25 protein-coding genes and 1 tRNA gene are annotated in these 13,602 nt (G+C 42.3%); 5 read left to right on the top strand and 21 right to left on the bottom strand.

Translation table 11 applies throughout. The features are described 5' to 3' along the window. Positions 1 to 45 precede the first annotated feature (45 nt). From NHE_RS01220 to NHE_RS01200, 5 genes are all read left to right on the top strand, one after another. Positions 46 to 118 (top strand) — tRNA-Lys (locus tag NHE_RS01220). 99 nt (positions 119 to 217) lie between these two features. After that, the gene (gene thrS / locus NHE_RS01215) at positions 218 to 2,089 is read left to right on the top strand and encodes a threonine--tRNA ligase (RefSeq protein WP_408633467.1); all 1,872 of its coding nucleotides are present in this window, start codon (positions 218 to 220) and stop codon (positions 2,087 to 2,089) included. Between the two features lie 42 nt (positions 2,090 to 2,131). Continuing rightward, positions 2,132 to 2,698, top strand: a complete 567-nt coding sequence (infC, locus tag NHE_RS01210) for a translation initiation factor IF-3 (protein WP_051579536.1) — start codon at positions 2,132 to 2,134, stop codon at positions 2,696 to 2,698. Beyond that, a complete protein-coding gene (locus tag NHE_RS01205) occupies positions 2,688 to 3,185 on the top strand; it encodes a phosphatidylglycerophosphatase A family protein (protein WP_038559108.1) in 498 nt (165 codons plus the stop codon). The genes infC and NHE_RS01205 overlap by 11 nt, the downstream gene beginning before the upstream one ends. Further along, positions 3,172 to 3,495: a MerR family transcriptional regulator gene (locus tag NHE_RS01200; RefSeq protein ID WP_038559106.1), complete on the top strand. Its 324-nt coding sequence runs from the start codon at positions 3,172 to 3,174 to the stop codon at positions 3,493 to 3,495. Before NHE_RS01205 ends, NHE_RS01200 begins: the two co-directional genes overlap by 14 nt. 22 nt (positions 3,496 to 3,517) lie before the next feature. Here the strand turns inward: NHE_RS01200 and rplQ are convergent, their stop codons facing one another. Genes rplQ through rpsS form a run of 21 tightly spaced genes read right to left on the bottom strand, consistent with a single transcriptional unit; the run spans position 3,518 to position 13,596 of the window. Next, positions 3,518 to 3,868 carry a 50S ribosomal protein L17 gene (gene rplQ / locus NHE_RS01195; RefSeq protein WP_038559104.1) on the bottom strand — a complete coding sequence of 117 codons (351 nt, stop codon included), beginning with the start codon at positions 3,866 to 3,868 and terminating at the stop codon, positions 3,518 to 3,520. Positions 3,869 to 3,912: 44 nt separating this feature from the next. Beyond that, positions 3,913 to 4,911 carry a DNA-directed RNA polymerase subunit alpha gene (locus NHE_RS01190; RefSeq protein WP_038559102.1) on the bottom strand — a complete coding sequence of 333 codons (999 nt, stop codon included), beginning with the start codon at positions 4,909 to 4,911 and terminating at the stop codon, positions 3,913 to 3,915. A gap of 44 nt (positions 4,912 to 4,955) precedes the next feature. After that, entirely contained in the window at positions 4,956 to 5,318 is a 363-nt protein-coding gene (gene rpsK / locus NHE_RS01185; protein ID WP_038559100.1) for a 30S ribosomal protein S11, read from the bottom strand. A gap of 13 nt (positions 5,319 to 5,331) precedes the next feature. After that, positions 5,332 to 5,703, bottom strand: coding sequence for a 30S ribosomal protein S13 (gene rpsM, locus NHE_RS01180; RefSeq protein ID WP_038559097.1), 372 nt, complete (start codon positions 5,701 to 5,703; stop codon positions 5,332 to 5,334). Positions 5,704 to 5,724: 21 nt separating this feature from the next. Continuing rightward, complete coding sequence (locus NHE_RS01175) at positions 5,725 to 6,354, bottom strand: adenylate kinase family protein (protein ID WP_038559095.1); 630 nt, start codon at positions 6,352 to 6,354, stop codon at positions 5,725 to 5,727. After that, entirely contained in the window at positions 6,351 to 7,658 is a 1,308-nt protein-coding gene (secY, locus tag NHE_RS01170; protein WP_038559093.1) for a preprotein translocase subunit SecY, read from the bottom strand. Before secY ends, NHE_RS01175 begins: the two co-directional genes overlap by 4 nt. Continuing rightward, on the bottom strand, positions 7,655 to 8,104 hold the full coding sequence (rplO, locus tag NHE_RS01165; RefSeq protein ID WP_051579534.1) for a 50S ribosomal protein L15: 450 nt from the start codon (positions 8,102 to 8,104) through the stop codon (positions 7,655 to 7,657). The genes secY and rplO overlap by 4 nt, the downstream gene beginning before the upstream one ends. Beyond that, positions 8,101 to 8,619 (bottom strand): 30S ribosomal protein S5, encoded by a 519-nt coding sequence (locus NHE_RS01160; protein ID WP_038559090.1) that lies wholly within the window; start codon positions 8,617 to 8,619, stop codon positions 8,101 to 8,103. The genes rplO and NHE_RS01160 overlap by 4 nt, the downstream gene beginning before the upstream one ends. 15 nt (positions 8,620 to 8,634) lie before the next feature. Further along, positions 8,635 to 8,988 (bottom strand): 50S ribosomal protein L18, encoded by a 354-nt coding sequence (locus NHE_RS01155; protein ID WP_038559088.1) that lies wholly within the window; start codon positions 8,986 to 8,988, stop codon positions 8,635 to 8,637. Positions 8,989 to 9,006: 18 nt separating this feature from the next. Then, the gene (gene rplF / locus NHE_RS01150) at positions 9,007 to 9,537 is read right to left on the bottom strand and encodes a 50S ribosomal protein L6 (RefSeq protein WP_038559085.1); all 531 of its coding nucleotides are present in this window, start codon (positions 9,535 to 9,537) and stop codon (positions 9,007 to 9,009) included. 2 nt (positions 9,538 to 9,539) lie between these two features. Next, positions 9,540 to 9,935, bottom strand: a complete 396-nt coding sequence (rpsH, locus tag NHE_RS01145) for a 30S ribosomal protein S8 (protein WP_038559082.1) — start codon at positions 9,933 to 9,935, stop codon at positions 9,540 to 9,542. An 18-nt stretch (positions 9,936 to 9,953) separates the two neighbouring features. Further along, positions 9,954 to 10,259, bottom strand: coding sequence for a 30S ribosomal protein S14 (gene rpsN / locus NHE_RS01140; RefSeq protein ID WP_038559079.1), 306 nt, complete (start codon positions 10,257 to 10,259; stop codon positions 9,954 to 9,956). Positions 10,260 to 10,281: 22 nt separating this feature from the next. Continuing rightward, the gene (rplE, locus tag NHE_RS01135) at positions 10,282 to 10,815 is read right to left on the bottom strand and encodes a 50S ribosomal protein L5 (RefSeq protein ID WP_038559076.1); all 534 of its coding nucleotides are present in this window, start codon (positions 10,813 to 10,815) and stop codon (positions 10,282 to 10,284) included. Between the two features lie 15 nt (positions 10,816 to 10,830). Further along, a complete protein-coding gene (rplX, locus tag NHE_RS01130; RefSeq protein WP_051579532.1) occupies positions 10,831 to 11,142 on the bottom strand; it encodes a 50S ribosomal protein L24 in 312 nt (103 codons plus the stop codon). After that, positions 11,139 to 11,498, bottom strand: coding sequence for a 50S ribosomal protein L14 (gene rplN / locus NHE_RS01125; RefSeq protein ID WP_038559070.1), 360 nt, complete (start codon positions 11,496 to 11,498; stop codon positions 11,139 to 11,141). The genes rplX and rplN overlap by 4 nt, the downstream gene beginning before the upstream one ends. Positions 11,499 to 11,514: 16 nt before the next feature. Then, entirely contained in the window at positions 11,515 to 11,739 is a 225-nt protein-coding gene (gene rpsQ / locus NHE_RS01120; protein ID WP_051579528.1) for a 30S ribosomal protein S17, read from the bottom strand. A gap of 1 nt (position 11,740) precedes the next feature. Continuing rightward, positions 11,741 to 11,932: a 50S ribosomal protein L29 gene (gene rpmC / locus NHE_RS01115; protein WP_038559063.1), complete on the bottom strand. Its 192-nt coding sequence runs from the start codon at positions 11,930 to 11,932 to the stop codon at positions 11,741 to 11,743. After that, on the bottom strand, positions 11,929 to 12,348 hold the full coding sequence (gene rplP / locus NHE_RS01110) for a 50S ribosomal protein L16 (RefSeq protein ID WP_038559060.1): 420 nt from the start codon (positions 12,346 to 12,348) through the stop codon (positions 11,929 to 11,931). The genes rpmC and rplP overlap by 4 nt, the downstream gene beginning before the upstream one ends. 15 nt (positions 12,349 to 12,363) lie before the next feature. Next, positions 12,364 to 12,999 (bottom strand): 30S ribosomal protein S3, encoded by a 636-nt coding sequence (gene rpsC, locus NHE_RS01105; RefSeq protein ID WP_038559057.1) that lies wholly within the window; start codon positions 12,997 to 12,999, stop codon positions 12,364 to 12,366. Beyond that, positions 12,983 to 13,324, bottom strand: coding sequence for a 50S ribosomal protein L22 (gene rplV / locus NHE_RS01100; RefSeq protein ID WP_038559054.1), 342 nt, complete (start codon positions 13,322 to 13,324; stop codon positions 12,983 to 12,985). The genes rpsC and rplV overlap by 17 nt, the downstream gene beginning before the upstream one ends. Further along, on the bottom strand, positions 13,321 to 13,596 hold the full coding sequence (gene rpsS, locus NHE_RS01095) for a 30S ribosomal protein S19 (protein WP_038559051.1): 276 nt from the start codon (positions 13,594 to 13,596) through the stop codon (positions 13,321 to 13,323). The genes rplV and rpsS overlap by 4 nt, the downstream gene beginning before the upstream one ends. Positions 13,597 to 13,602: the final 6 nt, after the last annotated feature.

Below are 13,602 nucleotides of genomic sequence, written 5' to 3'. Positions count from 1 at the left end.
TCTAATTGATTATTGGGTCCTTTCATTGTAGAATTCCTATCGATTGATCTCGTAGCTCAGTCGGTAGAGCATTTGACTTTTAATCAAAGGGTCGTGCGTTCGAATCGCACCGAGATCATTTTTACATTTATACTTTTCTTGTGTCCATGGCGTTGCTTCAGTTTGGACCTGCCGCTCACGAAGCATTATGTTGATTGCAACCATTCTATCTTCCCATATGGAAGTGTCTGTCGGCGAAACTGTAGGCGCAATCGTTTCACGGTTTGACCCTGATCTTTCGTCCAAGACTGTGGCGGCACTCGTGGATGGAGTCGAAGTTGATCTCTCTTTCGCTGTCACCAAGAGTGTCCATATAGAACCAATCACACTGGATAGTGATAATGGCTTGGAAATCATCAGACATGATGCGGCTCATATCATGGCACAGGCTATACAAGAGTTGTATCCAGAAGCCAAATTAGGGATCGGCCCTGTTATTAAGGATGGATTCTATTATGATGTCTCATCAGGACGGAGCTTCTCAGAATCGGATTTGGAGAATATAGAGAAAAAGATCTCTGAGATAGTTAGAAAAGATTATCCAATCATAAGAGAAGAGTGGGAGAGAGATGATGCAATTGTATTCTTCCAAGAAAATGGTGAAAAGTATAAAGTAGAATTGATACATAAGATCCCTATCGGAGAGAAAATCTCTGTATATAAACAGGATGGTTTCGTGGATCTATGCAGAGGTCCACATGCACCATCAACCGGATGGCTGAAACATTTCAAACTACTCAAGGTCTCCGGAGCTTATTGGCTAGGCGATGCAAAAAACGACTCCATGCAGCGAATATATGGTACCGCTTGGGCAACAAAGGAAGAGCTAGATAATTATCTCACTTTCCTGGAGGAAGCTAAAAAGAGAGATCATCGGCTGATAGGCAAAAATATGGAACTCTTTCATTTACAGGAGGAGGCGCAGGGTCAAGTTTTCTGGCATGAAAGTGGTCTGATCTTGTATAGAATATTAGAAGACTACATCCGAGGAAAACTCAAGGCTTACGGTTATCACGAGATAAAGACACCAATCGTGTTCAGTAAATGCCTCTGGGAGAAATCAGGTCACTGGGCTAAGTTCAAGGAAAATATGTTCGTAATCGATTCAGTCGATGGAGAGTTCTCGCTGAAGCCAATGAACTGCCCAGCACATATAGAAGTCTTCAAACAATCCATAAAAAGTTATAGGGACTTACCACTGCGTCTCGCGGAGTTCGGGATGTGCCACAGAAATGAAGCCTCAGGCGCCCTGCACGGATTGATGAGGGTAAGAGGATTCGTCCAGGATGATGCACATATCTTCTGCACCCCGGAACAGATTTGCCCTGAAACTGTTGCATTCTGTGCATTGCTAAAGGAGATCTATACGCAGCTGGGATTCAGTAAAACAGAGATCAGGTTTTCAGACCGTCCAGAAGTCAGATTAGGAGACGACACGACATGGGATAAAGCTGAAAATGCACTGAAGTCAGCAATGGAAGAAGCAGGATTGGAATATGGCATAAATCCAGGTGAAGGCGCTTTTTACGGCCCAAAGATAGAATTCGTGTTAACTGATGCCCTGAACAGAAAGTGGCAATGCGGAACCCTGCAAGTCGATTTCATCTTGCCTGGACGCCTAGGTGCAACCTATGTGGATGCTGAGGGTAGAAAACAGCATCCAGTGATGTTGCATCGAGCAGTGCTTGGGACATTTGAGCGATTCATAGGTATACTGATCGAGCATTATAACGGAAAGTTTCCGCTGTGGCTCGCACCGGTACAAGTCTGCGTCTTAACTATCACTGAAAAGGTACAGGATCATGCCGCGAAAATAGTAGAGCTACTTTTAGGAAAGAATATTCGTACTACCTTTGACTTCAGTAATCAGAGAATCGATTATAAGATCAGACACCACACCACCAGAAGGGTTCCAATACTGTGGATTATTGGTAAAATTGAGGCTCAGAGTAACGCTGTTTCGGTGAGAAGATTGGGATCCCTCAGATCTGAAAATAAAAGTGTGGATGATGCGCTTTATGAAGTATTGGATGAGTTAAATCTTAAGTAAAGAAGTGATATTAGTGTAAAAGAAAATTGAGGTTTAGTAAATTTGAAAAGTAAAGAGAAAGGTTTTGCTGGACGCGAATCGCGTAGAGCGAGCGACGATAAAAGGATTGTGTGGCGTCCCGGAACTGTCGACAATGAGGTGCGAGTAATAGATGCAGATGATAAGTTCGTTGGGGTGATGAAAATCGCAGCCGCACTCCAACTAGCCAAAGAGAGAAATTTGGATCTAGTAGAAGTCTCATCGACTGTCGTCCCTCCTATATGCAAAATACTGGATTACGGAAAGTATAAGTACGAAATAAAAAAGGATACTAATCTAAAACGTAAAAAACAGAAATCGCCGACTATAAAGGAGATTCAGTTGCGCCAGTGTATAGGCGCAGGCGATTTAAATACTAAGCTCAAGAAGATCAGAGAATTTTTGTTGGATGAGGATAGGGTCAAGGTAGTGGTGAGATTGCGCGGCCGCGAGATGATTAATAAGAATCTCGCGCTGAACTTGCTCAATAAAGTCATAACTGAAATCGGCTCTGAAATCGCTAAATTAGAAAAGGAAGTCGTCCAAAATAACAACAATTTCTTCATAGTCTTAGCGCCAAATGCAAAATAAGGAGGGAAGTATTTTCACAAAGATCGCTACGTGCTTTGGAATCGGTAACTTCACCACTTTTCCAGGAACAGTTGCAAGTGCAGCAGTCTTCTTGCTATTCCCACTGATTGTATTTCTCGATCTCCCGCTTGCATCTATTCTGATTGCTTCCGTGTTGCTCTTTGCTCTAGGAACATACAGCTGCCATAAATACGAGATGCTCTATTCTGTGAGAGATCCTGGGAATGTAGTTATAGATGAGTTCGTCGCTCAGACAATACTCATCTTATTCACGAATTACATTTTTCGTGGATATAGTAACACAATGATTCTGGTTTTATGTATTCTTTCATTTTTGTTATTCAGATTTTTTGACATTGTAAAGCCCTGGCCTATAAGTGTAGTCCAAAGAAGTATGCGAGGCGGATTCGGAGTGATGTTCGATGATCTGCTTGCTGCAATTGCTAGTTTGATTGTACTTTTGTTAATACTGTATGTTTCGTGTTGAGAAGGAAAAACTGTATTACTCTATAAAGGAAGCTGCAGGGATCGTTGGACTAAAGGAATATGTTCTCAGATACTGGGAAACACAGTTCCCCAAGCTGTTGAATCCGAAGAGGCAGTCAGGAAAAAGATTATATACTCGAAGTGATATAAACACTATCAGAAAGATACAAGAGCTCCTTCACGTTAAGGGAATGACAATAAAAGGTGCAGCTATGGCACTTGAGAGCAGATCAAAGTATCAAGAGGCAGAATCTGTTATAGAGCAACTGAAATCTCTAAGAGATTTCCTGAAAAAATTCTCAGACGAATAGTATTGGTAGAGGAAACCACTAATCAGACAAACTCTATCACAGCCATAGGAGCCGCATCACCCGCTCTGTAGCCGTTCTTCATAATACGGCAATACCCGCCGGGACGGTCCAAGTATTTCTTTGCAACCTCATCAATAAGCTTTGATACTGCAACCTCATTCTTAATGCGAGAAATTAGCAATCTCCTCGAAGAAAGTGATGAAGATCTGGCTTTAGTAACCAATTTTTCGATAAAGGGCCTGAGAGCCTTTGCTTTAGCCAAGGTAGTACTGATACACCCATGCGTTATCAAGGCAATCGATAAATTACACATCAAGGCCATCCTGTGCGAAGAATTCCTTGCCAATCTATGCTTTTTTACTCTATGCTTCATAAACAAAAACAACAAATATACATAATCACCCCAGAGCCACTCGGCTAGGAATCAATGTTCATACCAAGACTCAAGCCCTTGCTAAGAAGCTCTTTTTTCACCTCATCAAGAGAGCGTCTTCCGAAATTTGGTGCCTTAAGGAGATCAGCCTCAGTTTTAGAAACCAAATCCCTTATATACACTATATTCTCATTACTCAAACACTTCCTGGAGCGTGCAGATAGGTATAATCGATCGACCTTTGCGGACAAGAGATCATTCGTATCATTGGCCTCCAATTCGGCACTACTACGGGCCACAGCCCGAGAATCAAGACTAGGATCAGCTATATTCAAAAAGCACTTTGCCTGAGTCGCAAGTACCCTGCTCGCTTCAAGTACAGCATCCTTAGGATCAATTGCTCCATTCGTTTCGACTGATAGAATCAATCTATCATAACCCACAAAACCCCCAACTCCGGTTGGTTTAACTGCAAAATTCACTGCCCTGACAGGATTATATGTGGTATCAATTGGGACGAAACCTTCTAGATCATACTCATCCCTCTTCACGGAAACGGACGATACATATCCGAACCCCCAACTAACTTTTATTTTCATTTCCAGGGATGCACCTTCCGCAACATTACATAGCAGCAGATCAGTATTTACTACCTCGAAATCATCACTCGGCGAAATCATCCCGGATAGAACAGGCCCTGCACCACTCACTGAAAGATACAAACACCCCTCCTTCACACCGGAAACACTACGCAGAACCACCTTTTTCAGATTTAGGGCAAGATCAGAAAAGTCCTCCCTCACACCAGGGACGCATGAGAACTCATGAGTCAGCCCTTTTATGCCAATCGCACTTATAGCGACACTACCAAGCGATGACAGGAGGACCCTGCGCATTGCATTACCAATGGTCAACCCGAATCCTGTATAGAGTGGCTCCACGATGAACTCAGCTGAGTAGCCATTGCGAATCTGGTTGACGACAACGGAGGGAGAAGAAAAGATACTATCAAGGGAAGAACTTTTTTCTAAAGTAGAATTCATAGCAACTATATAGGGTCAAATAAGAACATGATTATCATAAAAAATTAAACTCTACGTCTCCTTCTCAACCTAACGCCGTTATGAGGGACGGGTGTCATATCCTGGAGAGATATAATTACAACGCCAGCGTTCCGTATCGCGCGAAGTGCGGCCTCCCTAATTGGGTTAGAACCACTTAAATAAACATTGAGAATTCTAAGACCAATGCGTCTTAATTTTGCCATCAGAGTGGTAGCAACAGACTGTGCGGCATAGGCGGTTGACTTTTTATTACCCTTGAAACCGACAGACCCGGAACTAGCCCATCCTTGGACGTTTCCTTGGTGATCAGTGACACTGATGTAGACATTATTGAAAGTCACAATAATATGGGCATTCCCCGAAACTATATTCTTTTTTTCCTTCATATAAAACTAAACCCTAAACTCTCTTCTTAGCAGCTACAGGAATCCTAACTCTTCCTTTTCTGGTACGAGCATTAGTTCTAGTTCTCTGCCCTCTGACCGGCAGGTTTTTCCTGTGTCTTGTAGCTCTATAACACTTTATATCCATCAAGTGCTTAATGGAAAAAGCAACAGACTTTCTGAGATCTCCTTCAAAAGGGATCTCGTTTTTAATATAAGTCATGATAGCATTTAGTTGTCCCTGCTGCAGATCAGACAACTTAGCAGACTCACTGACGGAAGAAGCAGCACAAATTTTTCTGGATGTTGGAAATCCTACTCCATATATATAAGTCAATGCAACTACGACGGCTTTATTATCCGGTAAGTTTACTCCTAAAAATCTCATAAATTACACAAACAAAACAAATTATATGAAAACCAAAAGTTGCGTTCTAAGATCAGTAGCGACTTCATCAACAGAACGGTCTGCATCGATACTCAGGACCTTTATGCCTCTCGACTTGAACAAGTCTACAATATCTCTCTCGACAGCGCTATAGAGGAGGAGTCGCTTTTTCACTGCCTCAGCACTACTATCATCATGACGCCTGTTATATGTAAGACTACCACAAGATAGACACTTTCCAAACGAAGTATCATAAAGATCGCCACACTTGTTGCACACGAGCCTTCCGAGAAGCCTCTCGAAGACAGTTTTCTCAGACAACTCGAATTTCACAAGACACGAGATCTCGAACTCCAATTCAGAGGACATATCAAACAAAGCACTACACTGAGTAATACTACGAGGAAATCCATCCAAAATGAAGTTACTACCTAGCTTCGTTAGGTGACTCAGTTTATCTTTCACAACCTGTATGACAAAGTCATCGGAGAGCAAATCACCAGAATTTAAATTCTTCAACTGATCCTGGGAAAGCCGAATCCCCCTGAGAAGCTTACCACAATCCACAACAGATGCTGTGACATACGAGCAAATACGCAAAGACTGAGTTCCTTTTCCAGAACCTGGAGGTCCAAAAACAACTAAATTCATCGCTTATTAAAGACTAAACCACCCTTTTTCGCAAAAGAAGCATACTGAGAACTAAAAAGATGTACTTGGATTTGTGTTATCAAATCTGTAATGACATTGATAATGATCAACAGACTAGCACCACTAACAACAGCATTGAATCCGAAATAATTTCTGGAGACTTCAGGCACAACACAAACAAAGACAAGATATAAAGCACCAATGACCGTAATCCTATTTAAGACGTAATCTAAATAATTTTTCGTTGAGACTCCTGGTCTTCTACCAGCGACTATTGCCTCACTTTTTTTAAGTGACTCAGAGATTTCCTTTGTATTGAAGACGAAATCGCTATAAAAGAAACAAAAGAAGACTATCAGCACTGAATACAAGAGGAAATAAAGAGGCTGTCCAGCAGAAAAGTACTTTATAAAGAATCCACCCAACCAGCCATCGGATGAAAAATTTGCGAGCGTCAACGGAAACAGAATCAAAGCGCTAGCAAAGATAGGAGGTATCACACCAGAGACATTTAGCTTCACTGGTATACCTGACGAAGAATCATACATGGCACCCCAGTTCCTACGCCTAGGATAGCTTACTGGGATATTTCTATATGATCTCTCTACTAAGACAATCAGAGCAACGATGAAAGTGAACAAAAACAGGCTACCCAGGATATTGAAGAGGCCGGAACCAGAAAACCCAATCCCCATAAACAAATTACCGAAGAGAGAAGGCATCTCAGCAACTATACCGGTAAAAATAATCATTGAAATACCATTGCCTATACCCTTAGTATTGATCTGCTGACCCAACCAGATGAGACAAAACGTTCCACAAACTAAACTCAAAACGGAAAGATACCTTAGCAGCGAATAAAATTCAGTACTTCCCCCTATGAAGGCCTGCGACTTCTCCAGACCAATGACGATCACAAAACCCTGAAAAACTGAAAGGAAGAGCGCAAGAATTTTAGAGTAGAAAGACAACTTGGATTCACTTATAGACTCAGAACTTATCTTACCTTCGCTCTTAAGCATAGAAAAAAAGACCTGCACAATTATCGAAGAAACGATATAAGGCATTATGTTCAATGCAAAAAGAGTCATTCTTCCCAGTGCACCTCCGGAGAATGTATTAAACATACCTATCACGCCAGACGAAAGGTTAGCGGCAAAAATCTCGGATACACGAGCTGGATTGACACTCGGCAGAGTTATAAAGGTACCAAATCGATAGACAACAAGGACCATCAGAAGGAATAATACCCGATTGATAAGATCCTTGGAGGAAAAAAATGGATCAAAATTCACGCGGCTCATTGAACAAACCCAAAAGATCGCTTTGCTGCGGAGGAAGCCTTATCATATTCGCACGATAATAAGCCAAGTTCCGCCAGTGAAACATTGTGAGAAGCTAAGATTTTTACTGGAAAGCCCTCCCTAACCAACCCACATTTTAACATCATCTCCTTAGATAGATGTCTCTCACCGGAATCGAACAAATCCGACTGCACAAGACTAGCAATCCTTTCGGCACTAACTATGGAGTAGATCTTCTTATTCAAAGGCCGGAAACCTCGCTTCGGGAGCGCTCTTAAGAACGATTGCTGACCCCCCTCCATGCGAGAAAGTGACACACCACTTCTAGAACCCTGACCTTTGACCCCTCGGCCACATGTTTTTCCCTTACCACTACCTATACCTCTGCCACACCTTTTAGAGCGGCGGACCACGAGAGAAGTCAAGATATTATTAATCTTTATCATTGGACAACAGAATCTCTAGTAAACTTCGATTTTTTCCTATCCCTCTTATTAGCTATGTATCTAGGAGGGTATATGGATGAGAATGCCTTGATAGCATTCCGTATAGTAATGTCAGACGTTGAAGAGCCATAAGACTTAGCAATGATATCAGACACACCGAGCATCTCACAAAACTTTCTCACTGCACCACCGGCAACTATCCCAGTACCCTCTGGGGCTGGCCTAACAAAAAGCTTGCTTGCACCAAGTTTAGAAAAACAATCATGATGGATGGTCCTACCAGCTTTCAAATGGAAATAACGCATAGCTCCTTTTGCTTTTCTTACAGCTTTATTTCTTGCATCAAGCATTTCATCGTGCTTGGCCACGGCATAACCTACGCAACCCTTCCTATCTCCAACTAGGGCTGCAACCCTGAAAGAAAACTGGCGACCACCTTTCGTCACTTTACTGACGCGAGCAACATCAACGACACTCTCAAGTAGCTCTAAATTTCTATAATCTATTTTTTTCATGCTTTAGCAAATACTTTAAAACTCCAAACACTCCCTTACCCTTTCTGCGAAGAGAGCAACAAGCCCATGATAAGCTGACGCACCACAATCGAACACAACTTTAGAACCACTAAGTGACTCAGGTATGTGCTTGACAAAATACTCGGCCAGATCTCCAACGACGGCTGAATTCAAGACACCACCCTTTCTGCAGAAACCCTTGCTTAGCGTGGAGACATGATACAACGTATTGGCTTCTATGTCATCAATCAACTGTACGTGAAAATTACGATTCTTACGAGACACCACTAAACGGAAAGGAAGTTTCCCCCTTTTCCTATAATGGGACCTAGAGACTCTCCTTCTCTGTCTATCTAACTTCGAATACATAATAAACAACAAAAACTATCACTTCTTCTTTGATTCTTTTCTAAGCATCACAACGTCACTTGGGAATATACCCTTACCTTTATAGGGATCATACTTTCTTAGAGAACACAAGTCCGATACAACCAGACCCAATATATGCTTATCGGAACTCTCGATCAAAAGCTCTGTTGGCTTGAGGGAAGTGATAGAGACAGCACTGGAAATAAAATATTTTATATTGTGAGTATAGCCCAACCACAGGATCAGATATCTACCCCTGACCTCAGCCTTATACCCGACTCCATTGAGTAACAGCCTACGCTGAAACTTACTCTTCAATCCGGAGGCAACATTGTTCAAGAGACTTCTATGCAATCCGAGCAAAACCGAAGCAGAGGTATCTTCTGTTTTTAGACGCATACAATTCCCATCAATTTCACAGGTTATACCGGAAGGCAGGACATGCTCGGACGTCGCAGTTCCGAAAGAGAGACTTACTGTACTGATGCTGGGATCAAACGTACACTTCAACCCGGAAATATCGATAACACTCTGGCCAACTCTAGACATATTCAGTATACCCCAAACAGCAACTCACCACCACAATTGAAACTCATAGCCTTATACGAAGGCAAAACACCTTTAGAAGTCGATAGCACAGTAATACCTAATCCTCCATAGAACTTCGGTATATTTTTCGCACTTGAATACATCCTTTTTCCAGGTCGGGAAAAAAGTTTTATTTTGTTAATAACCGGCGCATTGGCATAATACTTCAGCCTAAGAACAATCCTCTTTACTGACGGTCTTATCTCGAATACCTCATAGCTAGAAATATACCCCTCGTCCTCCAAGAGCGAGGCGACATCCACCAACAAGCGCGAATAATAAATAACCACCTCCCTGAGCCTAGCGGACTGAGCGTTTCTAATCCTGGCAACAGCATCAGCAATCAAACTATTTGACATCCTAAAATTCTCCAAAAATCACCAACTAGACTTGACGACACCAGGCAATCTGCCCCAATTAGCTAACACTCGAAGTTGTATCCTTGAGATACCGAACTTACGATAATAACCTCTTGGTCTTCCAGTAATAGCACACCTATTCTTACTTCTAACAGGAGAAGTGTCACGAGGAAGAGAATTAAGGCGCGCCTGAAAAGAAATTCTCTCCTTCAAAGAAATACTCTTGTCGTTGCGCATTTTACGTATACTCTGTCTTTTCTCCCTCAATCGAAGAGATAATTCTCTCCGTCTCGCATCTTTTACTACCAACGACTTTTTTGCCATAAAAACACCATAAACTTAACTGCTAATCACGAAAAGGAAACCCGTAACAGGACAATAACACACGCGCAAGAGCATCAGTAGGAGCAGTTGTAACGACCACAACATTCATTCCTATAACGCGATAGGCTTTATCGAAATCTATCTCAGGGAAAACTATATGCTCCTTCATACCGAAAGCCATATTGCCACGCCCGTCAAAATTCTGCATAGTAAACCCCGTGAAATCTTTCTGATCTGGGAGAGCGACATACAAAAGACGATTTATAAAATCCAGCATATTCCTTTTGCGGAGGGTCACTCTACATCCTACCGGGAAGCCTTTACGCAACTTAAATGACGAAATCGACTTCTTAGCAACGGTAACAACCGCCCTTTGACCCGCTATCAAAGACAGGTCATCCACAGCTGACTTTAAGAGCTTATCATCAGAACTCGCAGCACCCAAACCAACGCTAAGACAGACTTTCTCAAGTCGTGGAGCCTTCATAATAGAAGTCGCACCGACAGCCTTCATTATCTTATCTGAGATAAATTTTTGATATTCATCCTCGAGCATCTATATTACACCTAACTATACAAACTCACCAGTCTTCTTGAGAAATCGCCTTTTTACTCCGTCTTTAAGCTTAAAACCGACTTTGGAAAACACTGCACCGGAAACAAGCGCAACATTTGAAGCAGAAATTGGGCAGGCTTTGGTTTCGAATCTTTTACCGGCTTGACTTTTTTTCACAAACCTGCGGAGATTGATCCCAGACACAATTACATATTGTTTCAATACGCCCGCGGAGGAAGAAGTAATCACCTTTTGGACGACACCCGACTTTCCAGTTTCACTACCAGAAATGATCTTGACTTGGTCGCCAGTTACAATTCTTCTCATTGAAAGACCTCCTGAGATAAAGAAGAGATTTTTGCAAAACCTCTATTTTTTCTCAGCAGACTATCAGTAGGTCCGAAGACCCTAGTTCCAATCATTTCATTCTGCTGATTCAGTAGAACAACCGCATTATCACTGAATACGACAACACTGGAAGGAAGTCTCTTTTTGACACGCACCACGACTGCTCTATATATGGAACCTGCTGACACCTTACCTGAAGGGGCACATTTCTTCACAGAAACGACGATTACATCACCTATAGAAGCTGTTCTCCGCGATCCAGAGATACCAATACACAGCACCTTTTTGGCACCCGAATTATCAGCCACATCCAATATAGTTTCTTTTTTTATCATAAAGCAAGACACCTAATCAAACCACCAACCACACCTTCCTAGCGGAGATTGGACTAACCGAACGAATCCTAACGGTCTGACCGACTCCAACAGACCCTGACGCATCATGGGCAAGGTAGGATTTTGATAAACGCAACACCTTTCTATACCTAGGATGCAAGACTTTGCGAGTTACTTCCACCTTAACTGTCTTATCCGGGGATGCTTTAACAACAACTCCCTCTAATACTAACGCAGACACATCAACCTCTTTTATTTTCCTTTAAACACGTCAATATCCGAGCTACACCCCTGCGAATATACCTTCTGGAACTTCTTGCATTACCAGAAAGGCCTCGCGGCTTGAGACTCAAATTAAACAACTCAGACCTCATAGAGGAGAGCAAGCCACGCAATTCAGCGACTGACATATTTCTAAGATCAGCTATTTTCATAAATCAACCACCGCTCTCTCGATAAACTTAGTAGAAAATGGAAGCTTAGCAGACGCCTTACACAAAGCAAGCCTAGCCACAGTCTTGTCGACGCCACTCAACTCGAAGAGCACTCTTCCAGGTGAAACTGGAAAAATATAGGAATCAACCGATCCCTTACCACCACCCATCCGAACATCTGTAGGCTTTCTAGTGAGCGGTATACCAGGAAAGACATTAATCCACAATTTTCCAGCCCTAGATATAATCCTCGTGATGACGCGCCGCGCTGACTCAATCTGCTTACCGTTTAACCGAGCACTACCCACAGCCTTCAACCCGAAATCACCAAACGCAAGCCCGGAACCTCTAGAACTAGCCGGTGAGAATCTCACTTTCCTGAATTTTTTATGCTTTACTTTCTTTGGTGCAAACATCTTAGATCAACAACCCTACACTCTAAACACATCGCCTCTGTAGATCCACACCTTGACACCGATTACGCCATAACTAGTATTAGCTTCAGCAATCCAGTAATCAATATCGGCGCGCAAAGTGTGCAGAGGAACAGAGCCCTCCTTAAAAACTTCAGTTCTAGCAATCTCAGCGCCTGAAAGCCTGCCGGAACAAGCAACCTTTATACCTCTCACATCGCTTTCCCTCATTACAGTAGCAATTGCTTTCTTTATAACCCTCCTGAACGAAGAACGTTTCTCTAACTGGAAAGCAATATTTTTTGCGATCAACACAGCACTGCTATTAGGCTTCTTGACTTCGACTACATTCAAATTAGGTACAAACCCAAATTTCTTAGCTAGCTTGGATTTTAATATCTCGAGATCCGCGCCCTTCTTGCCGATCATCAAACCAGGCTTTGCACAATGAAGAGTCACATCACATACCGACCCCTTCCTTTTAATCAGCACTCTAGACACACCGACATGTGCAAATTCAGTACTGAAATACCTGGTGATCGCACAATCCTCAGCGACAGTCTTCGCATAATCGGAAGACTTAGCATACCAAACCGAATCATGCAGATCATGAACACACAGACGAAATCCGACTGGATTAACCTTTTGACCCATCCAAAACTCCCAGCAATATAGATACGTTCGAATAATGCTTTCTCACAGAAGCAGACCTACCTCTGGCTCTAGCCGAAAATCTCTTTAGAGACATCCCTTTACCAACAGAAATCTCTTTAATATACAATACATCTGGATCGACGCTAAAATTGTTCTGTGCATTTGAGACGGACGACATGAGCACCTTAGAAATTGCTCTCGCAGCAACCTTTTTCGAAAACAAGAGTCTAGATCTCGCAAGACTGACACTTTTCCCGCGAATCAAATCAGCGACTAAGTTTATCTTTTGCACGCTAGACTTTATATTTTTGTACGTAGCCCTCATTTTTTACCAACCTTTTTATCGCCGCTGTGACCGTTAAATGTTCTGGTTGGGGAAAACTCACCGAATTTGTGGCCCACCATATTTTCATTAACCTTAACTGGCACAAAAGCCTTTCCATTATAGACACCGAATGTACATCCGACGAAAGCAGGAAGAATGACCGAGCGCCTAGATCTTATCTTGATCATAGCATGTGGATTACCCTTAGCTCTCCTGGCAAGTTTAATAACATAATTATCACAAAACGGACCTTTCCAAACAGATCTAGGCATAAAGAT

It is taken from the genome of Neorickettsia helminthoeca str. Oregon (genome assembly GCF_000632985.1).
Taxonomy (GTDB): Bacteria; Pseudomonadota; Alphaproteobacteria; order Rickettsiales; family Anaplasmataceae; genus Neorickettsia; species Neorickettsia helminthoeca.
This window is presented reverse-complemented; position numbering and strand designations above follow the sequence as displayed.